This is a genomic window from Exiguobacterium sp. s161 (genome assembly GCF_018619045.1).
Taxonomy (GTDB): domain Bacteria; phylum Bacillota; class Bacilli; order Exiguobacteriales; family Exiguobacteriaceae; genus Exiguobacterium_A; species Exiguobacterium_A indicum.
The window spans coordinates 52,561-76,321 of sequence record NZ_JACSNH010000005.1; the positions used below are offsets into that span (position 1 = coordinate 52,561).

24 protein-coding genes are annotated in these 23,761 nt (G+C 45.8%); 9 read left to right on the forward strand and 15 right to left on the reverse strand.

What is annotated here, in order from left to right; translation table 11 throughout:
• Positions 1–12 precede the first annotated feature (12 nt).
• Genes KNQ14_RS12805 through KNQ14_RS12815 form a run of 3 tightly spaced genes read right to left on the reverse strand, consistent with a single transcriptional unit; the run spans position 13 to position 2,283 of the window.
• On the reverse strand, positions 13–657 hold the full coding sequence (locus tag KNQ14_RS12805) for a hypothetical protein (protein ID WP_214861248.1): 645 nt from the start codon (positions 655–657) through the stop codon (positions 13–15).
• Positions 654–1,826, reverse strand: coding sequence for a DEAD/DEAH box helicase (locus KNQ14_RS12810; protein ID WP_023467266.1), 1,173 nt, complete (start codon positions 1,824–1,826; stop codon positions 654–656). The genes KNQ14_RS12805 and KNQ14_RS12810 overlap by 4 nt, the downstream gene beginning before the upstream one ends.
• Before the next feature lie 28 nt (positions 1,827–1,854).
• Complete coding sequence (locus KNQ14_RS12815) at positions 1,855–2,283, reverse strand: hypothetical protein (RefSeq protein ID WP_023467265.1); 429 nt, start codon at positions 2,281–2,283, stop codon at positions 1,855–1,857.
• Positions 2,284–2,622: 339 nt separating this feature from the next.
• On the opposite strand from KNQ14_RS12815, the gene pflB reads away from it, so the two are divergent.
• The 4 genes from pflB to abc-f all read left to right on the forward strand — a co-directional run bounded on the left by pflB (position 2,623) and on the right by abc-f (position 7,601).
• A complete protein-coding gene (pflB, locus tag KNQ14_RS12820) occupies positions 2,623–4,872 on the forward strand; it encodes a formate C-acetyltransferase (protein WP_055966668.1) in 2,250 nt (749 codons plus the stop codon).
• Positions 4,873–4,906: 34 nt separating this feature from the next.
• Entirely contained in the window at positions 4,907–5,626 is a 720-nt protein-coding gene (gene pflA, locus KNQ14_RS12825) for a pyruvate formate-lyase-activating protein (RefSeq protein WP_214861250.1), read from the forward strand.
• Positions 5,627–5,712: 86 nt separating this feature from the next.
• Positions 5,713–5,880: a hypothetical protein gene (locus KNQ14_RS12830; protein WP_214861251.1), complete on the forward strand. Its 168-nt coding sequence runs from the start codon at positions 5,713–5,715 to the stop codon at positions 5,878–5,880.
• A 20-nt stretch (positions 5,881–5,900) separates the two neighbouring features.
• The gene (gene abc-f, locus KNQ14_RS12835) at positions 5,901–7,601 is read left to right on the forward strand and encodes a ribosomal protection-like ABC-F family protein (protein ID WP_214861253.1); all 1,701 of its coding nucleotides are present in this window, start codon (positions 5,901–5,903) and stop codon (positions 7,599–7,601) included.
• A 72-nt stretch (positions 7,602–7,673) separates the two neighbouring features.
• On the opposite strand, the gene rsgA is transcribed toward abc-f, so the two are convergent.
• Positions 7,674–8,723, reverse strand: coding sequence for a ribosome small subunit-dependent GTPase A (gene rsgA / locus KNQ14_RS12840; protein WP_035398795.1), 1,050 nt, complete (start codon positions 8,721–8,723; stop codon positions 7,674–7,676).
• A 273-nt stretch (positions 8,724–8,996) separates the two neighbouring features.
• Here rsgA and KNQ14_RS12845 point away from each other — a divergent pair, with 273 nt between their 5' ends.
• Genes KNQ14_RS12845 through KNQ14_RS12865 form a run of 5 tightly spaced genes read left to right on the forward strand, consistent with a single transcriptional unit; the run spans position 8,997 to position 12,470 of the window.
• Complete coding sequence (locus tag KNQ14_RS12845) at positions 8,997–9,374, forward strand: lmo0954 family membrane protein (RefSeq protein ID WP_023467260.1); 378 nt, start codon at positions 8,997–8,999, stop codon at positions 9,372–9,374.
• Positions 9,375–9,425: 51 nt separating this feature from the next.
• Positions 9,426–10,043 carry a PspA/IM30 family protein gene (locus tag KNQ14_RS12850; protein ID WP_029340865.1) on the forward strand — a complete coding sequence of 206 codons (618 nt, stop codon included), beginning with the start codon at positions 9,426–9,428 and terminating at the stop codon, positions 10,041–10,043.
• A 59-nt stretch (positions 10,044–10,102) separates the two neighbouring features.
• Positions 10,103–10,822 (forward strand): cell wall-active antibiotics response protein LiaF, encoded by a 720-nt coding sequence (gene liaF / locus KNQ14_RS12855; RefSeq protein ID WP_029340864.1) that lies wholly within the window; start codon positions 10,103–10,105, stop codon positions 10,820–10,822.
• Positions 10,819–11,844, forward strand: coding sequence for a sensor histidine kinase (locus tag KNQ14_RS12860; RefSeq protein WP_035398797.1), 1,026 nt, complete (start codon positions 10,819–10,821; stop codon positions 11,842–11,844). Before liaF ends, KNQ14_RS12860 begins: the two co-directional genes overlap by 4 nt.
• Complete coding sequence (locus KNQ14_RS12865; protein ID WP_023467256.1) at positions 11,841–12,470, forward strand: response regulator; 630 nt, start codon at positions 11,841–11,843, stop codon at positions 12,468–12,470. Before KNQ14_RS12860 ends, KNQ14_RS12865 begins: the two co-directional genes overlap by 4 nt.
• Before the next feature lie 298 nt (positions 12,471–12,768).
• Here KNQ14_RS12865 and KNQ14_RS12870 read toward each other — a convergent pair whose 3' ends face one another.
• The 11 genes from KNQ14_RS12870 to KNQ14_RS12920 form a co-directional block, all read right to left on the reverse strand.
• Positions 12,769–14,460, reverse strand: coding sequence for a b(o/a)3-type cytochrome-c oxidase subunit 1 (locus KNQ14_RS12870; protein WP_023467255.1), 1,692 nt, complete (start codon positions 14,458–14,460; stop codon positions 12,769–12,771).
• Between the two features lies 1 nt (position 14,461).
• Positions 14,462–14,932 carry a cytochrome c oxidase subunit II gene (locus KNQ14_RS12875; RefSeq protein WP_214861255.1) on the reverse strand — a complete coding sequence of 157 codons (471 nt, stop codon included), beginning with the start codon at positions 14,930–14,932 and terminating at the stop codon, positions 14,462–14,464.
• Positions 14,933–14,944: 12 nt separating this feature from the next.
• Positions 14,945–15,058, reverse strand: a complete 114-nt coding sequence (locus KNQ14_RS12880; RefSeq protein WP_023467253.1) for a hypothetical protein — start codon at positions 15,056–15,058, stop codon at positions 14,945–14,947.
• Positions 15,059–15,279: 221 nt separating this feature from the next.
• Positions 15,280–15,993, reverse strand: coding sequence for a Crp/Fnr family transcriptional regulator (locus KNQ14_RS12885; protein WP_251138400.1), 714 nt, complete (start codon positions 15,991–15,993; stop codon positions 15,280–15,282).
• A 158-nt stretch (positions 15,994–16,151) separates the two neighbouring features.
• On the reverse strand, positions 16,152–17,345 hold the full coding sequence (locus tag KNQ14_RS12890; RefSeq protein ID WP_371743356.1) for a CDP-glycerol glycerophosphotransferase family protein: 1,194 nt from the start codon (positions 17,343–17,345) through the stop codon (positions 16,152–16,154).
• Between the two features lie 3 nt (positions 17,346–17,348).
• Positions 17,349–17,738: a glycerol-3-phosphate cytidylyltransferase gene (gene tagD / locus KNQ14_RS12895; RefSeq protein WP_023467250.1), complete on the reverse strand. Its 390-nt coding sequence runs from the start codon at positions 17,736–17,738 to the stop codon at positions 17,349–17,351.
• A gap of 17 nt (positions 17,739–17,755) precedes the next feature.
• Positions 17,756–18,925 carry a CDP-glycerol glycerophosphotransferase family protein gene (locus KNQ14_RS12900; protein WP_241492353.1) on the reverse strand — a complete coding sequence of 390 codons (1,170 nt, stop codon included), beginning with the start codon at positions 18,923–18,925 and terminating at the stop codon, positions 17,756–17,758.
• Positions 18,926–18,989: 64 nt separating this feature from the next.
• Positions 18,990–20,372 carry an aldehyde dehydrogenase gene (locus tag KNQ14_RS12905; RefSeq protein ID WP_058265762.1) on the reverse strand — a complete coding sequence of 461 codons (1,383 nt, stop codon included), beginning with the start codon at positions 20,370–20,372 and terminating at the stop codon, positions 18,990–18,992.
• Positions 20,373–20,472: 100 nt separating this feature from the next.
• Entirely contained in the window at positions 20,473–21,180 is a 708-nt protein-coding gene (deoD, locus tag KNQ14_RS12910; protein ID WP_023467244.1) for a purine-nucleoside phosphorylase, read from the reverse strand.
• Between the two features lie 24 nt (positions 21,181–21,204).
• Positions 21,205–21,909 carry a response regulator transcription factor gene (locus tag KNQ14_RS12915; RefSeq protein ID WP_023467243.1) on the reverse strand — a complete coding sequence of 235 codons (705 nt, stop codon included), beginning with the start codon at positions 21,907–21,909 and terminating at the stop codon, positions 21,205–21,207.
• On the reverse strand, positions 21,906–23,669 hold the full coding sequence (locus KNQ14_RS12920) for a sensor histidine kinase (RefSeq protein ID WP_214861259.1): 1,764 nt from the start codon (positions 23,667–23,669) through the stop codon (positions 21,906–21,908). The genes KNQ14_RS12915 and KNQ14_RS12920 overlap by 4 nt, the downstream gene beginning before the upstream one ends.
• Between the last annotated feature and the right edge of the window lie 92 nt (positions 23,670–23,761).

Genomic DNA, 23,761 nt, shown 5'->3' on the forward strand with positions numbered 1-23,761 from the left:
AGGTTTTTTCGATTATTCTTCTGGTCTCGGTGCAATATTGCCTTCTTCGATATCGAGGAGTAAGTCAATCAATTCCGCACAAAATTCTGGATACTGACGAAGCAACGCGTCTTCTCCTACTTCATCCACGAAGTCCGTCAACAAAGCGAGGACTTCTGGTACCAGTGCGCGCGCTACTTTCATATAGGCAATCGCAAAGCGCCATTTCCCAGAAATGTAGAGCAGTTTTCCAATCAACAAATCACCTGGTTTGACTTCAATCTCAGACAAATCCGTTTGATACGTCTGTTTTGACATTAAATCAACGACACCATCCACCTCGACTTGAAACAACGAAGGCATCGGGTCCGCTAATCCACGCAAGGCGCGGTAGAGGCTAGGCGATAACTCTTCTTTGACCTGCTCAAGAAAACGACCGTGCGGCGTTTTTCCTTGATCATCCGTCTCATAGAAGATTGCCCAATCTACGAATAAGTCCCGGAACAATTCAGCATCTTTTAAATACCAACGTCCCTCCGTCGCAATCTCTTCAATGAAAGCGACCCAATCCGTACTACGCGCTGTCGCTGCTTCTTGATACATTTTCTTCAAGGCTGCATTCATTTCCGCTTCAGAAACCGTCGTCGGAAACGGAATTACTTTTCGATCGTTCTTCATTTCGATCGCCCTTTCCGGTGAGGAGTAGCCGGTCGTTTAATCGTCTGAGGTGCTGTGAATTCACGTTTTGGAATGACTTCCCCACGGTAAATTTCCATCGCTTCCATCTCGACGCCCATTTGCTTCGCAAGTGTTTTTAAGTGTTTTAAGTCTTGATCCGTAACAAGAGCAAGTACCATTCCGTTCGCGTTTCCACGTCCCGTCCGACCTGAACGGTGTACGAAATCGTCAAGCGACTCCGGCAAATCATAATGGACGACATGCGTGACTGCTTCGATATCTAACCCACGTGCCGCAAGACCTGTCGTGACGAGTAAAGGAAACTCTCCCTTTTTATAAGAACGCAATGTCTCCATCCGCTCTCGTTTGCCTTTTTCAGCGTCTAAAATCCGGTATTTCAATGAGAATTTACTCAACTCGCCATTCAATGGTCCGAGGAAGGAACGGTTATTAATGAATGTCAGTACTTTTGATCCTTGCATGTTCGCCAGACGACGTAACAATTCCGGCTTCTGACGACGTGAAGTCTCCAAATAACCGAATGTCACTTGTGTGCTGACGGCACGCTCAACACGAATTGTCTCAGGATTATTCGCAAGCGTCCGTCCCCATTCTGCTGTCCGTTCCGGTAATGTAGCTGAGACGAATGCCAGTTGTCGATCGCGTAGTGCACTGTTTGCGATCCGCGTCGCCGAGTCACTCATACCACTCTCATAGATTTGATCCGCTTCGTCCAAGACGATCAATTTCACCTTATGCATCTTCAGCTTCTTCGAATCAATCAACTCAACGAGACGCCCTGGCGTTCCGACGATGATTTGTGGTTTTTTCTTCAATCGTTCATATTGTCGTTTTAATTCAACACCACCAATGAATGCACCGGATTTGATACCACTTCCTTGAGCAAACAATTGAATGACTTGATGAATTTGCATGACGAGTTCCCGTGTTGGTGCCGTGATCACGACTTGCACGTGTGGTTCTTCTACTTCAATCTTTTCTAAAGCTGGAATGACATAGGCAAGCGTCTTCCCTGTTCCTGTCGGCGCTTCCGCCAGGACATCTTTTCCTTCGCGCAACAACGGAATCGCTTGTTCTTGAACAGGCATCAACTCCGTAAAGCGTGCGCGTTCCCATGCTTCCTGTAAAAATGGTTTTGTAAAGTTCATAACGATTTCTCCTACTCTCTTAATTCCATCATGCCGTTACGTATTCGACATGATCTCCTGATGCATCACGGTATCCCCGTAATGTCTGTGTATATTCATTTCCTGCGTCGAGCAATCGAATATGGAATCGAATCTCGCTTTCACCGGCTTCTTCTTCTAAAATTTCGAATCCTTGGATGACACGATCCTGTAATTCTGCAGCGAGTGCCGGGTACTCCGCAAGACTCGCATACGTCGCTTTTACGTCAACCGGACGACGAACAAGCGCAATCCAATACGATTCATCATAGCCGATAAAGTCTTCATAATCAAAATCATCTTCAAATCGAATCCAGAATCCATCATTTTCGAATTCCGTGATCATTCCCGTTCGCGTTGAACCGTCCGATCCGATTTTCAGCGAGACCCAGTCTCCCGACTGATACTCTCCTTGTTGTGTTAATGATACATACTCCATTTGGCACACCTCCACGTTCTATATTCCCTTTTTCATTGTCAACGATACGTCTTAAAAATACAAGGCACCGTAGCGTGACATTCCTCACAGTTTCAACTGTTCTAGTGAATCTTTTTCAAATCAACTCATACAGTTTCCAAAAAACCTTGAATTAGCAATCTAAAACTGTTTTTTTCAAACTATTTTCATATGAATACAGAAGTAAAGAAAGCCCGTCATATCAACGTTTGTCCACTTGTTAAAACATTCACATGAACGTAAAGGGAATCTCCCCTTCCTTTTGTTACACTATTCACATAAGGAACTGATGATTAGCTCAATATTAAAGGAGTGGTATCCATGTTATTAGAAAAAACGAGTGCTTGGACGAACTTTACGTCTGGTGAATGGGTAAAGACGATCGATGTCGCAGATTTCATTCGACTCAACCGCACGGAATATACAGGAGATGATCACTTTTTAGTCGGTCCGACGCAAGCAACGGAACGTCTCTGGCAACAAATTCTACAGCTGACGAATGAAGAACGACAACGTGGTGGTGTATATGCCGTCGATGCTAAAACACCATCAACGATCCTCTCGCATGATGCAGGGTATCTGAATCGCTCACTTGAAAAAATCGTCGGTTTACAGACAGACGAACCGTTTAAACGTTCGATTCATCCGAACGGTGGGATTCGGATGGTGAATGATGCCCTAGCTGCGTATGGCTTTGAAGCAGACGAGACCGTCACGAAAACTTTCAGCGAGTACCGGAAGACACATAACCAAGGGGTTTTCGATGCCTATACCCCTGAAATGCGCGCTGCACGTAAAGCCGGTATTATCACCGGATTACCTGATGCTTATGGTCGCGGACGGATCATCGGTGACTATCGCCGTGTTGCTTTGTACGGAACGGCACGCTTGATCGAAGAACGTAAGAAGGATTTAAAGGCACGTGGCGGGTTCTTATCTGAATCGATGATTCGCGACCGTGAAGAGATGAATGAACAGTTGCGCGCATTAACGGAATTGACCGAGCTTGGAGCTCGCTATGGTTTCGATCTCTCCCGCCCTGCAGAAACAGCACAAGAAGCATTCCAGTGGGTCTATCTTGCCTATCTTGCTGCCATCAAAGAGCAAAACGGGGCAGCCATGTCACTCGGTCGAGTCTCGACGTTCCTTGATATTTATGTCGAACGTGATCTTGCGGCTGGTCGCTTGACGGAAGAGACTGCACAAGAACTCGTCGATCATTTCGTCATGAAGCTTCGGATCGTTAAGTTCTTACGGACACCAGACTACAACGATCTATTCTCAGGTGATCCGACGTGGGTAACGGAATCAATCGGTGGAATGAGTGAAGATGGACGATCAAACGTCACGAAAAGTTCATTCCGCTTCTTACACACTCTCTCGACACTTGGTCCGGCACCGGAACCGAATCTAACCGTTCTCTGGTCTACTCAGCTTCCACGCGGATTCAAGGAATTCTGTGCGAAGATGTCGATCGTTTCAAGCTCGATTCAATATGAAAACGATGATTTGATGTTACCGGTTTATGGAGATGATTACGGCATCGCTTGTTGTGTCTCCGCGATGAAAATCGGGAAACAGATGCAGTTCTTCGGTGCGCGAGCAAACCTGGCAAAAGCATTACTTTATACGATCAATGGCGGAATGGACGAGAAGCTCAAAATTCAAGTCGCCCCAGCAAGTCCATTGATGCTTGATGAAGTACTCGATTACGAAACCGTCATGGCGGCTTATGATCGTCAACTCGATTGGCTCGCAGAACTGTACGTCAACACACTGAATGTCATCCACTACATGCATGATAAGTACAGCTACGAACGGATTGAAATGGCTTTACATGATCCGGAAATCTTACGGACGATGGCATGCGGTATCGCTGGTTTATCGGTCGTCGCTGACAGTCTATCTGCCATCCGTTACGCAACAGTTCGTCCAATCCGAGATGCGGATGGGATTGCAGTTGATTTCAAGATCGAAGGCGAGTTTCCGAAGTTCGGGAATAACGATGAACGGGTCGATCAGATGGCGGTCGATCTCGTCACACTGTTCATGGAGAAAATCCGTAAACATCCAACGTATCGCAATGCCCTTCCGACGCAGTCTGTCCTGACGATTACTTCAAACGTCGTCTACGGTAAAAAAACAGGAAATACGCCAGATGGACGCCGTGCGGGTGAACCATTCGCACCGGGTGCTAACCCGATGCATGGACGTGACACTAGAGGAGCTGTCGCCGCACTGACATCTGTCGGAAAATTACCATATGAACATGCGCTCGACGGGATTTCCTACACGTTCTCGATCGTTCCAAAAGCACTTGGTAAGGATGAAGCCACACGCATTCGCAATACAGTCGGATTACTTGACGGATATATGGGTGGTACGACTTCAAAAGGACACCATTTGAATGTCAACGTCTTTGACCGTGAGACGTTACTCGATGCCATGGAGCATCCAGAACAATATCCACAGTTAACGATTCGGGTATCCGGTTATGCCGTCAACTTCATTAAACTGACGCGTGAACAACAGATCGATGTCATCAATCGAACGTTCCACGGTTCTCTCTAAAATGATGTGTAGTATGTGAAAGGAAGTGAGCAGGATGACCTATGGTATGATCCATTCCGTTGAATCATGTGGAACAGTCGATGGTCCTGGCATTCGATTCATCGTCTTTACGCAAGGATGTCCACTACGATGTCAATACTGTCATAACGTGGATACATGGGAGTTCGGTTGCGGACGGCGTGTCTCAGCAGACGAAGTCGTAAAAGAAGCGATCAGCTATCGCTCCTTTTTCGAGGCCACGGGTGGCGGAATCACCTTCTCTGGAGGTGAACCGCTCGCTCAGCCAGAATTCTTGGAGGCTGCTTTAACAGAAGCAAAACGCCATGGACTGCATACGGTCATCGATACCGCGGGATCCGTCGTCCCGAAAAACATCGATGCGATTCTCGATGCGACGGATCTAGTACTACTCGATATCAAACATATCGACGATGCCGCTTGTCGCGTCTTGACTGGACGGAGTAACGCCAATACACTCGCCTTCGCAAAACACCTAGCCGAGCGAAACATTCCCGTCTGGATTCGCCACGTCCTCGTTCCAGGTATTACGATGTCAGAACATTTCCTCCGCCAGACCGGCGAGTTCATCCGGACGCTCGGAAACGTCGAGCGCGTCGAAGTACTCCCGTATCATCAGCTCGGTGTCTATAAGTGGGAAAACCTCGGTCTTGCATATCCGTTAACTGATGTGCTTCCCCCTTCATCAGAAGAAACGGATACTGCGCAAACCTTACTTGAATCGTACTTGTGTTAACGTTTCCAGTTTGTTACAATGACGGCATAGACTATGAACAGGAGGTACAACACCGAAATGAAGCAATCACTCGTACACGTCGCTTGATGAATGAAATCATCTCTTTCGCAATGCAGTTGCGGATGTCTGACGCTACGAGTCTGCTCTTTTTCGGTGTGACCAACCTCTGGCCAGCACCTTCTTTGAGTTACACTCTGGCACACCATCCGCTCGCTTCGGATGGTGTGTTTTTCATTTCATCTTATCGGAAATGAACACTAAAGGAGCTGCTTTTATGCCTACTGAAACACTTACGATCCAACACCTATCGATGGACTACGACGAACGACGTCTTTTCTCGGACGTTTCTTTTCATATTCATACCGGTGAACATGTCGCCTTAATCGGTCCGAACGGCATCGGAAAAACGACACTGTTACACTTGATCGCTGACCAACTTCAGCCGACTGACGGTTCGATCAGGCGTCATTACAAAAAACTCGGTCTACTATCACAACACTTCGTAGCGGGCGATCACACCGTTCTTGATGTCGTCGAACGAGCGGATGCGGTTCGTTATCAACTTCGCGCTAATGCCATGAATGGTGACTTGACGATCTATCAACAAGCACTCGATCAGGACGCCTTCTCGCTTGAAGCAGATGCAACACGCGTCTTAAAAGAAGTCAAATTAGAGGAAGCACTCTGGACACACAAAGCATCTAGTTTAAGCGGTGGTGAACAGACGCGCCTCCAACTTGCCTGCCTGCTTCTGTCACGACCTGATTTCATCATTCTCGATGAACCGACGAATCATCTGGATCAAGAGACACTCGAGTGGCTCACGGAATGGGTCAACATGTCACGGACCTCGATTCTCTACGTCTCACACGAACGATTTTTCATCGACGCAACGGCTGATGCCGTCATTGAATTATCTGAATCAGGGGCAACGCGATACAGCGGAAACTATCAGTCCTATAAAGAACAAAAGGAACATCAAGCTCTGTCGCAACAACGAGCGTACGAAAAACAAGAACGCACACGTAAAGAGCTGACACGCATGATTCAGGGTTATCGGCAATGGCATCAAAAAGCCTCGAATCAAGCGAGTGAACGGGATCCCTATGCGAAAAAGAAGGCTGCTAAACATGCGACGAAGGTCAAGGCAAAAGAGCAGCAACTCGAGCGTCTACTCGAGGATCGTGTACAAAAACCACAGGTTGCACCGACTGTTCACGTCGCATTCGAACATGAAGCGATTCGTGCGAAACGACTGATTTCGTTTGAACGTGTCTCTTTCATGCATGAGACGAAACCGATCCTAAAGGATGTTTCGTTTACGGTAGAACATGGTGACCGAATTGCTGTCATCGGACCGAATGGAAGCGGAAAAACGACCTTACTGCGTCTCATCGAGGGCGAATATGCTCCTCATCAAGGGAACATAATCCGTCATCCTCGATTGAAGACCGGCTATTTTTCACAATCCCTTTCCCACTTACCGACATCAGGTACGTTGTTAGAGGCATTACTTGAGTACGGCACGATGAGTGAGACGGACGCCCGGACGTTGCTCGCCTGTTTTTTATTCCGTCGCGATGATGTTTACCGGTCGATTTCCGACGCCAGTATGGGTGAGAAATGTCGGATTGCTTTCTTACGCCTGTATTTTTCTGGTGCTCACTTGCTTATTCTCGATGAACCAACGAACTATTTGGACCTTGCGACTCGTGAACAAATCGAAGCCGCCCTCGATGTTTTCCCTGGTGAGCTCCTCTTCGTCTCCCACGATCGTTATTTTACTGATCGGCTGTCGAATCGGACGTTTGATTTAACGACTGGATTCAACGATCATCCGGTCGGAACGGCCACGGTACGAAACGCGCGCCGAAGTGACCCTGAAGCGATTCAATCCGACTTTCATCGTCTTGATGCGTTGACGGGTAACGTGCCGTTCCATACAGAAACAAATGAATTCCTTTCAAAAGAATAACGAGAAAAAAGCATCTGCATAGAAAAAGAGACTCCTTTTTCCGTTGCAGATGCTTTTCATATTTCAGTCGTATTATCGCTTTTGATACTTCACTTTCGTATGCGCTTGGGCCTGCTTGTGGATTTTTTTCCACTTTTCTTTCTCCGCCGCCTGCAACGCCACATTTTGCTTGCGTTCCGCATAAGCGATTTCTCGTTTTAGCTTGACGAAGCTATTCCAGCGTTCAGCAGTTAGTGTGCCATCTTCTAAAGCTGTCCGAACGGCACAGCCCGGTTCCTTATCATGTTTACAGTCTCGGAAACGACAGTTTTCAGCAAGCTCCTCAATATCGGAAAACGTCGACGATAAACCGTCACTTCCATCCCATAAGGCCAATTCTCGCATCCCCGGTGTATCAACGAGCAGTAGACCGTTCGATAGTCGTTTCAGTTCGCGATGCGTCGTCGTGTGACGTCCACGTTCATCGTCTTCTCGTACGCCACCCGTCTCCATTAACTGTTCTCCAGCTAAAGCATTGACGAGCGTCGACTTCCCGACGCCGGACGATCCGACTAACACGATCGTCTGCTTGATTTGTAACTGTTCACGCAACTCCTCTAATCCGTCGCCGGTCAAAGAATCAACGGCAAGGATTGGTGTTCCGAACGCGATCGCTTCGACAGCCTGCAGTTCCGTTTCAATCGACGGCATCAGACTTTTTTTCGTCAGGACGATGATTGGTGTCACCCCTGCATCCCAAGCAACCGTTAAATAACGTTCCAGTCGACGGACGTTGAAGTCATGTCCAAAAGCCATGACGAGCAAGGCAACGTCGACATTCGCGCAGATGATTTGTTCCTCGGTCTCCGTTCCTGCCGCTTTTCGGGAAAATTGAGAAGATCGTGGCAAGACACGTTCGATCCGTCCCTTCCCCGGTTCTCGCTCTGTTTGGATGATCCAGTCACCAACCGCTGGCAATTCAGCTTTCGTTCCCGATTGAAAACGCAATTTACCAGACAGTTCGCTCAGCGATTCTCCTGTTTCCGTCATGACGCGATAATGTGTTTGATAGACGGCTATGATCCGTCCTAATCGTTCTGTTCCTGTCGTTTCGTAGACAGGTGGTGTACCCCATTCGTTCAAATAGTTTCCTCCTCTGATTTAAGGGAGGGAAACCCCTCCCTGGTTTCCGATACATGTTACTTTTTTAGCGTTGATTGTTGCACTCATCAACATCACTCCTCTCGATTCAATTCCCTTATAGAGTATCATATGAATCATTGGTTCTGATAGCGCTTCCCTTAAAGTCAGACCTTCTCTCCGCCTTAAGCCCGAGAGCAAATACGGTCCAAAGAGTGTCGTAGGAATAGAAGGACTCCCGTATCATAAAGGTATCAACACAAGGGAGGCTTCCTCATGAAGCAATCGAAAGGAAAACAACTGGTGATGATTCTCGCCGGACTGGCGTTACTTGCCGTCGTTATCGGAACATTACCGCATATGATCGGACTTGGTTTAGGGGCGTTACTCGCGTTCTATTCGATCAGTAAGTTCATGCAATCGAACAAATGGCCAGCGAAACTCGGCTTCGGATTCCTAGCAGCCATCGGAATCGGACTTGCCCTCTCGAACATCTGGGCAGTCATCGGAATCGCAGCAGCCATCGCATTGTACGTCGGTTACATGCGTATGAAACTACAGCGTGTCAATGTTCAAGATCTCTTTAACCGTCGCCGTACATCAACGACACATTTCGAAGCAGACTGGAAAGACTTAGACGAAAAACGTTTCTAATCAAAATGTGTGACCCGATATCATTCGCCACTTCCAAGGAGGAATTTTTTCATGAAAAACGTATTTGATCAACTTAACGATTTTGCGACACAAATGATGACAGAAGTCAAAAAAGCAGCCGAACAGGGTGAAGTACCTGCTAAAAAGCTCGTTCGTCATATTCGATCTACAGAAGCTGATTTAAAAGAGATTGATCGACTTCTCGAGCGTCAACGGACATTACTGCAAGAATTAACGCATAAACAAGAAGAAGCGAAGGATTTAGCAGATAAACGCTTCAAGCAAGTCGAAATCGCAAACGAAGCCGGTGAACAACAACTGGCTGAGCGTGCAGCCATCGAATCGAAGCATTATGGGGAGCAATACCGCTTCTTCGAAGAACTCGTCGCTGAGACGAAACGCGAGCTGAATGAATTGGAACGTGAAGCCCTCGAGTTGAAGTTGAAGCTCGAAGATCTACAAAACAAACGGTACGAATGGATGATGCGTGAAAACGTCTCGAACTTAAAAAACAAGATGAACCAGGTGCTAGATCGCGAACCAAATGCTACTATAAAAGAAGAAGCACATCCGTTCACGGCAGAAGAGCCTGAAGCAAAACAACCAGCCGTTGATGAAGATGATATCGATGCGCGTATTGCTGAACTCGAACGCCGCATTCACCAATAAGCAGTCAATGATGAAGGAGGCGTATGCCTCCCTTTGTCATGTTAGAAAGGAGATTGATCGTGCGACGATTAAGTACGAAACAACTGGTCGGTTACGTATCGATCCTGTTCGCCCTCGGTCTGTTCTATGACCTATTGTCCGGTGCAGGAAATGTATTGTTTGGTGTCTTATTTCCGTTCCTGCTGTATTATGTCGGGATTCATTTCCGACGACGCAATCATGAAAAATTAGCAATCCTCTTCTACATCGTCGGTACGATCATTCTTGCTGGCGTCGTCCTTAGTTCGGCTGCCATCGGTTTTGTCATTGCTGGTATCTTGCTCTATCTTGGGATCATTCTCGTGACACGACATTCTGTCCGCGAATTTTTATTTTCACGGATTGCTCCGCATCAATATGAAGAGGAAGGGATTAAGATTCAACCCGCTTACTCCTTCTCGACTCAAGCCGATGCACCGTACGTCTTACAGGATTTGAGTGAACAGTTCATCGTCAAGGATTTAGAAATCGATTTGACGCACGCTTACGTCCCGGAAGGTGAGACCTTGATCGTCGTCAGTGGTGTCGTCGGGGACGTCCGAATTCTTTTACCGTCCGGCTACGACTATACACTCGACACGTCAATCGGCTTCGGAAGCGTCAAGACAGATATCCGCCGGATTCCGACCTTCTTTAATCGACGCATTCAATTCCGGGCACCGGAATACGGCGAAGCAACGCGGAAGGTTCGCATTCATGTCATGCTCGGTATTGGCAACGTGGAGGTGTCTTCGATATGAAGCGTGATCAATTCCCGCTTGGTGTCATTGCACTCCAAGTCATGACGGGCTTTTTGACTGCCGTCATGACGACGTTGTTATTCTTAAGTACACGACAAGTCGATTGGCATGTCCTATTCGTCCGTCAACAAGATTTCCCTGTCCTTCTACTCGTCATCGGACTCTCGTTATTACTACCGCTTGCCATCGGTAGCATGCATTACTTTTTCTTGCGACGTGACTTCAAACGTGTCACGACTGCCATCATTGAACTGGAACAAGGAAAAGATGTGACGATCGTTCCGGGTCCCTACTTTCATACGTTGACGCGCTTGTCGCGGATTGGAAAACGTATCGACGAACAAGTCGAGACCGTCCAAAAAATCAGTACACGTCCGCAACACGTTGAACAAGTAAGAGTTCAAGCCGTCACGGAGGAACGAAAGCGACTCGCACGTGATTTACACGACTCCGTTTCGCAACAGCTCTATGCCATCTCCATGATGACGACAGCAGCTAAACAGACGATTCTGTCTCAACCTGAAGCTGCAGCCAAACAGATCGAGATGGTCGAGACGATGGCGCAAACGGCGCAGTCTGAAATGCGCTCCCTCTTACTTCAGCTTCGCCCTGTCGAACTAGAAGGGATGACGTTACAACAAGGACTTTCGCAACTGCTCGAAGAATTATCTAGAAAGCAGTCCACACAGTTGAGTTGGAAGTTAGAAGAGATGACACTTCCACGACAAATCGAAAACGAGTTGTTCCGGATCGTCCAAGAAGGATTGACGAATGCATTACGTCATGCGAAAGCGTCTCATATGGATATCGAGCTCCGACAATTCAACGAAACGATCATTCTGAGCATGAATGATGATGGTGTTGGATTCGTCGTTGATGAAAAAAAACTTGCCTCTTATGGCATTAATTCGATGCGGGAACGAACGGCTGAGATGGGCGGAACGATTCGTCTCGTCAGTGTTCCAGGACAAGGAACCCAAATCGAAGTCAAACTTAGAAAAGATCGGATGGTGCAAGTATGATACGCGTATTATTAGTAGATGATCACGAGATGGTCCGGGCCGGTGTGTCTGCTTTCCTTTCCACACAACCAGACATCGAGGTCGTCGCCGAAGCGTCGGATGGTCAAGCAGGAGCCTTGCTTGCGCTTGAACACCGACCGGATGTCATCTTGATGGATTTAGTGATGGAGCCAGTCGATGGCGTCGAAGGAACGCGACTGATTCGCAAAGACTGGCCGGAAGCAAAAATTCTCGTCGTGACGAGTTTTCTTGATGATGAGAAAGTTTATCCTGTCATTGAAGCCGGTGCGATGAGTTATGTCTTAAAAACGGCTAGCGCCTTTGACATCGCAGAAGCGATTCGCAAGACGGCAAACGGTCAATCTGTCATGGCAGCACAAGTGACCGGTAAAATGATGGAACGTCTTCGTCGTCCTACGACACACTTGCATGACGATTTGACGGAACGTGAGCAGGAAGTTCTTCAATTGATGGCTCGTGGTATGGCGAACCAAGAAATCGCAGACGAATTATTCATTTCCTTAAAAACCGTTAAGACACACGTCTCGAACATCTTATCGAAACTCGATGTCGTAGACCGTACACAAGCTGTCGTCTATGCCTTCAAGCATAATCTCGTCAAATAAGATTTAGCCCTTCATTACTTATTCCTTAAGCTCACGCAAATAAGGGGCTGACTCAAAAGTCAGTCTCTACAAAGATAAGGGAGGCAGATTGATGATTTGCCTCCCTTATCTCGTAATAAAAAGAATGACGCGTCACACGCAACTCCTACAGGAAAAGCGCATTTATGCGTTGTCAGAGACAAACAAGCCCCCCTTTCTTGCTTAAATGAAGTAGGAAAGGGGGGCTTTGTCTCGCCTGAGGAAATGGTGTGTAATGACGCGTCATTCTTTTTTTTGAGTCAGTCCCCTCTTCACTGTCTTACCAGAGTCTCCATCCGGGAGCTCCTGGAGGGGCATTTTCAATCATATGCCAAATCGGTACCGTGTACGCAAACGCAATCAAAGCGAACGTCACGAAAATCCATAGCTTCCAATTTTCAAAGAAGAGTGGCGTTGCCATCGCCTCTTCTTCCGTTTCAGCAATCGGAAATTCTTCCGTTCCTTTTGGCGCTCGGAAGGCCAGTTGGAACATCGCATAGAGGAATAGCAGAATCGAGATGAATAAAATCGTTCCGCCGATCGCCATTGCGACATGATATGGAATCCAGTCAGCGACGATTGAATCCTTGAAGTAGGTGGCTGGTCCCGTCCGTCGTGGATTACCGAGTAATCCTGAGATGTGCATCGCAGTCGACATGAAGAGCATTCCGATCGTCCAGGCAGCCGTTTGAATAAGTCCAAGACGATTCATTGCCGCTGTTAACGTCCGACCACGTAAGAGCGGGACAAGCCAGTAGGCTGTTCCGAAGAACGTTAGTGCGACAGCAGCACCGACCGTGATATGAAAGTGTCCCGTAACCCATAATGTGTTATGAACGATGATGTTCAGCTGATGCGATGCATTAATGACACCACCTGCACCTGCTGGAATGAAGAACAACATCCCGATGAACGGTGCAAGGAACCGGACATCCCGATATGGCATTTTCTTCACCCAACCAAATATGCCAGTTGCTCCCTTACGGCGACCTGCTAGCTCAAATGTCGCAAACATCGAGAAGGCAGTCATCAATGATGGAATGATGACGAGGAATGTCAAGACGACTTGGACATACTTCCAAAATGCAGAAATCCCTGGCTCTAACAATTGATGGTGAAAACCTACAGGGAATGAAAAGAGTAGGAATAACAAGAACGACATGCGTGCTAACGCGTCAGAAAAAATCTTCCCACCAACGATTTTCGGAATGACCGTATACCAGACGATGTAGGCAGGTAACAACCAGAAATAGACGAGCGGATGACCAAAGTACCAAAATAGCGTCCGAGATAGCTCGATCCCGACCTTATCCGTCCAACCAAGAGATAAAGGAAGAAGTTGAAAGAGAATCGTTGCCGCTACGCCGAGTGTCGCAACCACCCATAACAAGGCAGTCATAATGCTCATGTAGGCTTGAAGCGGTGGATGAACACCAGGGTGTTCCCGCTTATAATCAGCATACATTCGGAACATGGCACCAGACGCGATCCACGTTCCGACGACGAAGATGACGAGTCCGATATAAAAAACAGGATGTGCCTTGAGTGGTGCATAGAACGTATAGAGGACGGAAGCTTCACCTGCAAGCACCATCCACGTGACGAGGACGACACCAAGAATCATGAACCAGAACCCGACCCATCCGAGACGTCGCGGAAACTCTTCAAAGCGTCCGAACGATTGACCTAAAAATGAGAACAATAATCCGAAAATGAATAACGTAGTAAAGACGATTGCAAGCATCAATCCGTGAGCAGTCAGAAGCTCATAGTATCCGATTCCAGCGATTTCTGGAATGGCACCTGTCCGTACCATCGTTTGTAGTAATCCACATAGACCACCGATCAATAAGGCGACAAGTGAAAAACTAACATGTGCAAAGGCCAGTTTCGCTTCCTTGACTCCGATGACGGTAGCGGGTAGACCACGCTCCATCTCGAACTGTCTTAGTTTATTTGATATAGCATTCATATTATTCCACCACCTTGATTTTCGTTGCCATCATATGATGGGCATTACCACAATATTCATTACAGACGACGAGATATTCGCCTGCTTCCTTGAACGTATACTCAATCGAATTAATATGTCCGGGAACGACCATCATATTGACGTTCGTCTTAACGATTTCAAATCCATGAACGACGTCCTTCGATGTCACGAGAAAATCGACTGTCGCCCCTTTAGGTATGACCATATCTTTTGGTGTAAACTGAAAAGCTTGTGAAAGGATGACCGCTTCATATCGGTTGTCATCAATTTTCTTTAGTCCTGGCTTATCAAACGGTTTCGTCTGATCGACTTTCGTCGGATCAATCAATGTCGCATCGGATGGCGGTTGATTTCCGGATGCAAAAGCGGATATACCGATGATCGTCAAGAAGATCGTGAGCATCGCTACTCCGAAGATCAGCCAGATTTTTTCTAAACGATGAATGTGCATCGTGATTCCTCCTTAACGTGATATGAACAATAGAAAGATTGAACTCCACATCCCGATGATGACACCTGCTACGATCAGGACGGCAACGAATGTTCCTTTTAGGTTCGATTCTGTCTTTTGACTCATCGTGATTACTCCTTTCCTACTCTGAACTTGTCTTTATTGTAAGAATTCAGCAAGTCTGGAAACTGTGATAAATATCACTTTAAATATGAAAATTCCGCACTTTTCATTTCGAAAACACACAGAAAGTTCACATCTAAACGAGCGTAGAAAAAACTTTTATACACAAAAATAACGCGAGACAGGAAAGTCCTGTTTCGCGTCGGGATGATTTGTACATCTTATTAAATTCGACAAACACCTGCTGGACACCCTTCACAATGACACAGATCCCGTAGATATTGCGGATCGTGAATGGTGATTTCTTTTGCTGTCATCGAAACGACCCCTTCTTTTTTCCACTGAGAAAACATACGATTAACGGTCTCACGTGGTGCACCAATCAATTGACCAAACTCACCGTCGGATGGTCGCTTCGCAAGACGATACGTTTCTCCCACTTGTTCCCCTTCCATCGCAATCAAGCGAAGTAACGTCGAAGCTAATGCCCCTGGTTTTCCAAACAGTAGTAAGTCACGTAATTTCGTTTCCGTTTGCTTCCGCATTAATGCTTGCCATCGCATGATCTCAAGCGCAAAGGCACCGTCTTTTTTCATAAGCTCTTCTAATTGGTTTTTCGATAAGAATCCGATGATGCTATCTTCCATCGTTTCAATACTGTAGGAACTCGGAAAAGCTTCTCCTACATCAAATTCGCCAAACAAATCTCCTTTGAAATATAAAAACATGAGTAATGGACTGCCTTTTTTCGTCAACTTCGATAGTTTGACGCCTCCTTGTTTCACATAAAACAACTTATCGTTCATTTCCCCTTCCCAACAGACAATGGAATCCTTTTTGAACGTCGTTTCTGTCATGAAGCTCTCAAGCAACGTTCGCGTTTCGAGTGATAAGACGAACGTATTGGCTTCAGTCGTTCCACAAGTTAGCATATCCATTTCTCCTCTCCTCTTCTTCTGCTTTTAGTATAGAACATCACAGTCGAAAAGAATGGATTTTCAAAAGATTGTCAAACTTTGTTCAATGTTTCACATTTGTTTTCGAAAATTTATCTGACGACCGCTTTCTAAAACTAAAGCAATCGTCAGATTGAGTATCATATATCTCCGTAATAATGATCAACGATGCGTTCCACTGCTTGACCAGGGGGATGATCATACCAACTCGTTTGAAATTCCTCCATGTGCTGACGGCACTCTTCTAGTATCGTCTCAGACATGATCCAATCCATCAATTGTTCCATTCGCTCCGTCTGTCGCACAGGCAATGGTTTCGGATACTGATCGACGAGACCTGGTAGTTGTCGATATGTATCGATATCCGGTGTATACAGGAACGCCGGAATGTTGAGGAGACAGCTTTCAAATGGAATGGAGGAATAATCAGTTACGAGCACATCTGTGATCAGCAAGTAATCATTGATTGAATACGTATCGTCCACAAGATGGATATGGCTAGAACGATAGGTCGAAAGCGCTCGAATCGTCGGATGCAATTTAACGAGAATCGTCCACCCCGCTTGAGCAAGTTTTTCAAACTGTTGAATCGTATGATCTTCTGTTTCTTTGTATTCCCGGTATGTCGGTGCATACAATAAGATCCGACGATTAGTCTTTGCGTATTGTTTTCTTAATTCCACTGTTTTCTGTTTTCGTTGCTCCTCATCAAACCAATAGTCCGTTCGTGGCATGCCGAACGCTTTAAAGTGGGATCGTTCTAAATCGTGCGGCATCATGAATTGTTCAGCACACCGCATTCCTGGAACAATAAAATCTCCGTATTCTTGATAGACACGTCGAAATCGTTTCTGTGTCGACGTGGACATCGAACGAGTTTTCGATGAGGTCAGCCCAAACTGTTTTAACGTTCCAGCGGCATGCCACAATTGAATCCGCCTTGTATTTTTTCGAGTAGAGGAAACGCTGAATTCTCCAATATAATTATCTAAAAAAACATGACGAGAAGTAGCTAAATGATAAGAAATCGTAATCAATCGCATTGGATGATAAGCAATTTTGCGACTGACATTCCAACAATCTGTCGCCCGCATATAGCGTTCGTCGAAGATAAGAACTTGCTTTTGTTGGTTGTTTCGTTGATTTAAGCGAAGATGTATTGGCATAGCATTTTCACCATAGCTCATCCAAAATAACGTCTTTTCTTGAATGGGTAAAAAACAAAATAGTTGATAGACTATTCGAAAGATAAATAAATAGATCGAAATCATCATTGAACGCATATTTAGTGACTCCCTTAAAAAAGAGACCTCACTCCCGCGAGGTCTCTTCATCCATTAATTCGAGCCTAGCTCATTCTTAATTTGGCTAGTTGAAATTCCTTCAGTGCGCTCCAAGTAAACGACTTCACAATGGTCTTTTAAGAAGTCGAATTCACCTTTCCAGTCATCACCCATAACGAATACATCAACATTATGTTTTTGAACGTCTTCTACTTTTTGTTCCCAGTTGTTCTCTGGAATGACTTCATCCACATAACGAATTGCTTCTAAGATTAATTTACGATTCTCATAGTTATGGTACGCTTGTTTATGCTTAAGACGATTGAATTCATCTGTCGAAATTGCCACGATGAGGTAATCTCCCATTTCTTTAGCGCGACGTAAAATATTGATATGTCCCCAATGTAACAAATCAAATGTACCGTACGTAATGACCTTCTTCATTTAAAAACACTCCCCGTTTATTTAATATTCTCTAAGATATCCAGCGCAGCTCTTTGTGCTGCGTGACCGTCATCCCATTCGCAATAATGACGACGAAATGCTTCACTTTTCAAATCGAATCGTCGCTCCCACGACTCGATCTGTCTGATTTCTTCAAAAAGAATTTGCTCTTCTTGAATCAACGGACCCGGTGCTTCTTCCTCAAAAGAAAAATAGAATCCTCTTAGATGATCACGATAATGTTTGAGATCATAGGTGTAGAATAGCATCGGACGTTTTAAGTGCGCATAATCGAACATCACTGAGGAATAATCCGTTATCAAGATATCTGCCGCTAAGTATAGCTCAGAAATTTCCGGATATCTAGAGGCATTCTTAATCGCTGAGACAGCACTCAAATCCAATTGATCGCCAACAAGATAATGGAGTCGTACAAGCATTGTATACTCATCTCCAAATTCTTCCTCAAATCGTTCAATGGAGAAAGGTAACGTAAATGAGTAGTTTCCTTGCTCAACGTAATCATCATCTCTCCATGTTGGAGCATATAAAATAATCTTTTTATCGGTTTCTATTTGATAATGTGCCTTTACCCGCTCAATAATACTTTCATGTTTTTCATTTTGGTACAGCACATCGTTTCTAGGATATCCGATTTCTAACATTTTTCCTTCGTATCCAAACGCTCTTTTGAAAATTTCACTCGAGTATGCGTTCGGAGAGAGAAGGACATCCCATTTTGCTGATTCTTTTACAAAATCTTTTTTATATTGATCAGTTGATGTGTTCGCCATTCGGACATCCACCATATCAAGCGCTAATTTTTTGAGTGGCGTTCCGTGCCATGTTTGATAATATAGAGTACCTTTTCGTTTTACTAGCCATGAAGGAAGGCGACTATTGGACACCCAAACGCGAGAAGTAGCTAATAAAAAAATCCATTTGATCGTCATCCGATTCACAGATGTCACCTGTTCATCCGTCATAGAAACACCGCGTTGTTTGCTGATGATCAATTCTAAGTCAACGTTCATCTTTTTCAACTCATCGTAGATGGCTTTAGGACTATCATTGTACTGTTTGCCCAAAAAGCTTTCAAACATGACACGATTTTTCCGTACCGGAAATAAGGTGAAGATTCGCATCATGACCCGAAGACTTTGCTCCACCATACCTGTTTTTTTCATGAGTCGAATTAATTTCTTCTTCACAATCAAAATCCCTCTCATACCACGTATTCAATACAGCTCATCATAACAAAAAGCGCATCCATTTGGAATTGCTATTTGTTCGCATGTAGCGGAAAGGTAAATCGAACGCCGTCGTGTTTTTGACGATTCCTTTACGATGGCTGAACGTCTCGAAACTATATTTGCCATGATATCCACCCATGCCACTCGCCCCGACTCCACCAAATGGTAAGTGATGTTGTGCGACGTGCATCAATGTGTCATTGACACATCCACCACCGAATGAAATCCGTTCAAGGATACGATGTTCGACGGCTTTGTTCTCTGTGAACAGATAAAGTGCAAGCGGTTTGTCACGATCATTGACGAACGCGATGACCTCTTCGATTTCACGGTAGGTCAACACCGGTAGGATCGGTCCAAAGATTTCGTCTTGCATCACTGGAGCATCCACCGCTACATTCGTCATGACGGTCGGCGCCATCTTACGCGTTTCCGGATCGACTTGTCCACCGAATTCGATCGTCCCTTGCGACAAGTAACTGCTGAGGCGATTCAGATGATCGTCCGATACGATTTTGACGTAGGATGAGACGCCGATGCCATTCCCGTACTGTTTGAAGGCTTCTTCTTCAATCAACTGCAAGAAACGTTCTTTAACGTCCTCATGAATCAATACGTAATCCGGGGCGATACATGTCTGTCCGGCATTCAGCCATTTTCCCCATGCGATCCGCTTCGCTGCTAGACGAAGATCCGCATCCTTGTGAACGATTGTCGGTGATTTACCACCCAGTTCAAGTGTGACCGGTGTCAAATGCTTCGCTGCAGCTTGATGCACGATTTTTCCGACGCGTGTGGAACCCGTAAAGAAGATATAATCAAAGCGTTCGTTTAATAAAGCGCTACTGACTTCAGCATCTCCTTCTATGACGATTCCGAATCGTTCATGGAATGCCGTTTCAAAAACTTCTCGTAATACACGAGAGACGTTCGGTGTCAGCTCGGATGGTTTAAGGACGACCGTATTCCCCGCTGCAATCGCACCAATGACCGGAGCAAGTGCCAGCTGGAAAGGATAGTTCCATGGCGCGATGACAAGAACGTTGCCATAGGGTTCATACTGGATTTCACTTTTTGAGCCGATATGCAGAAGCGGTGTTGCGACACGCTTCGGGCGTGCCAGTCGACGAAGTTGTCGCTCCATCCGTTGAATCTCCCCATAAACGAAACCGATTTCCGTCGTAAAAGCATCATGCTGTCCTTTATTGAGATCTTGTTTTAATGCCTCATAGATCGCCGCTTCATGCGTTTCAATCGCTTGGCGTAAGAATGTCAGCATGCTTAAGCGAAAAGCTAGACTACGTGTTGCACCTGTTTGGAAAAAGTGACGCTGTGTCTCAAGGCGCTCTGAAAGCACTGTCTCTGTCATCGTTGTCTCCATCCGAGAATCTCCCCTTTAACTGATCTATAACACTGCCTTTATCTTACCATATCTCTTTTCGACTATGAAAAAAGACGGAGAGGCTTCTCCGTCTTACTTCTTATAATTGAATCGCTGTTTCAAGCGCAACTTTCATCATATCGTTGAATGTCGTCTGACGCTCTTCCGATGTCGTTTCTTCACCTGTCAACAGATGATCTGAAATCGTCAGGATCGTCAGTGCGTTTACTTTATGTTTTGCTGCAAGTGTGTAAAGACCTGCCGCTTCCATCTCGATTGCGAGACATCCGAAATCCGCCCATTTTTTGAAGTGATGGAAATCATCTTGATAGAACTGATCCGTCGTGAAGATTTGACCGACTTTTGCATCGATACCTTGTTCTTTAGCTGCTGTATATGCTTTATGCAGCAGATCAAAAGAAGCTGTCGGTGCGTAGTCTAGTCCATTAAAACGGACACGGTTCTGTGCCATGTCATGCGAAGCACTCATCGCGATGACGACGTCACGAACTTTAACGTCTGGCGTGATCCCACCGGCAGTTCCGACACGGATCAAGTTCTTCGCACCGTATGACTGAACGAGTTCGTTCGCATAGATCGACATCGATGGTACACCCATACCTGTTCCTTGAACCGAAACTTTTTTCCCTTTATAAGTACCTGTGAAGCCATACATGCCTCGAACCTCGTTATAAAGAACAACATCCTCTAAAAACGTCTCAGCGATGTATTTAGCACGTAACGGATCTCCTGGAAGTAAGACCGTTTCGGCGATTTGTCCTTCAGCTGCGTTAATGTGTACACTCATGTACGATTCCTCCTCGATAGTCGTTTAAATCGACAACAATTCACGAAACTCATTCGGTGTCATACCGAATTGTTTTTTGAACACTTTCCGAAAATACTTATCGTCCTGATATCCGACTTCAAGTGCGATTTCGTAGATGCGTGCTTCCGTCTCACTCAATAATTCCTTCGCCCGATTCAAGCGAATCGTTTGGATGTAATCAGATAAGTTAACAGAAAAACGCTGTTTGAAGCGTCGTGATATATACTCTCGGCTCAAGTAAAACCGTTCGCTCATGAATTGCAGTGTCAATTCTTCCGCATAATGCGTTTCGATGTATTTGGCGATTTGATCAATCGCTTCCCCTGATTCCACTACCGGATGGATACATTCCATCGCGCGGGACAAGGCATCATTGAGTACATCTGGATCAACCGGCTTCAATAAATAATCAAAGGATTGATGCAAAATGGCACGTCGCATATACGTATAATCATCATACCCTGTCAGCACGATCGTGACGACCTTTGGATGATGATTTTTTGTCCATTCTAGTAATGTTAATCCGTCGAGTCCAGGCATTTCGACATCTGTCAGCATTAAATCAATCGTTCCAGTATCCAGTAATCGTTTCGCTTCTTCCCCATGTTCCGCCTCGTAAATATGTGAGACCTGCCAACTGTCCCATTCCCCGAGCAATTTGACCGCTTCCCGTACATGTCGTTCATCGTCTACGATCAACACGTTCATGCCAAGTCCCCCTTCTCATATGGAATCCGAATCACGATTTTGAATCCGCCCTCTACAGCTGAAGAAGAGAGCGTCATATTTGCTTGTTCCCCGTAAAAAATCAAGAGCCGTTCATAAATATTATGGAGACCAATGCCGCTCGTCTCGAGATCCTCTGGGCTACGATGCATGCGCATTTTACGATCAATCTCTTCAAGTCGTCCTGTTTCGAGGACGGCACCGCTATTCTCGATTTGAATAATGAGGCGTCCGCCATCCGTCCGGACTTTGTAAGCAAGATAGTTCTCCGTCGCTGCTAATTGCTGTCGAAAGCCGTGTTTAAAGTAATTTTCAGCGAACGGTTGCAAGATCATCTTCGGCACTTCAATGTCATTGAGATGCCACGGGACGTCAACGATATAACGGAAACGTTCCGGAAAACGTTGCTGTTGCAAACGAATATACGCTTGAAGATGATCGACTTCTTGTTTTAACGTCACGATCGTCTGCTCATTATTCATCGAGTAGCGCATCATTTGTGATAATCCGGTGATGGAGCGGTACGCGATCTTCCGGTCTCCTTGTAACGTCGTCGTTCCGATCGATTGTAAGGCATTGAATAAGAAGTGCGGATTGAGCTGAGATTGTAATGCCCGTAGCTCATTCGTCCGGTTTTCGAGTGCCAGTCGATACTCCCGTTTGATTAAACGATCAATCCGTTGAATCATGCGTTGGAACTGACGGTTGAGTAATCCAATCTCGTCATTCGTCGTCGCAACGAATCGTGCTGATAAATCCCCTTGTTCGACTCGCCAGACGTTTGCTGTCAACTGTTTGATTGGCTTCGTGATCTGCATGGCAACGAGACTTGCGGCAATGATCATAACGAACAGTGAGACGAGACCAATCAAAACAAGAATCAATGCCGTTTCATTCGCCCCTTGGATGACTGACGCATACGGAATCCGTTTGACGAGTATGAGTGGAACGCCATTCGTCATCGTCTTTGAGTAGACGATGAACGATTTTCCGACACGTAAACTCCCACTCTGCCCAGTGAATCGATCGACCGGTAGTTCCATCTCTGCCCCAGTCTGTGCCAACACACGCTGTTCTGTCATCAACCATAACGACTCTTCCGGATCATTCTCGAACAGTTTTAACTGTTGTTCAAATACACGGACGGGAATATCCACCGAAAGGAAGCCGAGTGGCTCATCTGTTTCGACACGATCGATGCGATAACGAAAACTAACGACTTGTTTTTCATCAAGAATCATCGTGTGCACATTATATGGTTCAATCGTGTGCGCTTCGTCAATCAACCAGCCGTTTTTTTGTTTCATCAATCGAAAATAATCCGTTTCTTGCATCCAATCAAACTTTCCTCGACTCGTTGTTTTCATGTTATAGACCGAATACTCCGAATAACCATTTAAAATGACGAAATGTAACTGCTCGATATCCTGACGTGATAAAAACAGACCTAACATCGCCCGCGAAACGACTCCATCAGATTCGTCTAGTTCCTGATCTGCCCCGACGCGCATGATGTTCATCAACGAACGATTCGCGTACAGACTCGTCGATAGACGGCGGATATCCTCTATATAATGGGTCACCTGTGTATTTCCCCGCGTCAATACGTTCAGGCTAGAACGTTCTGCCTGTTCAATGTTTTGGTGCCGCACATACAGATAGGAAATCGATGTCGCGAGGGCAGTCGGAATCAAGATCGCCAGGACGACGAGACGAATCAAACGCGTCCGGATACTTTTCATGAAAGGCGCCCCCATCCTTTTTCTTGTAATCAATCGTATCATAACCTTGAATCCGCTTACATCATTTCCTGATATTCTCTTTCATGATTCCT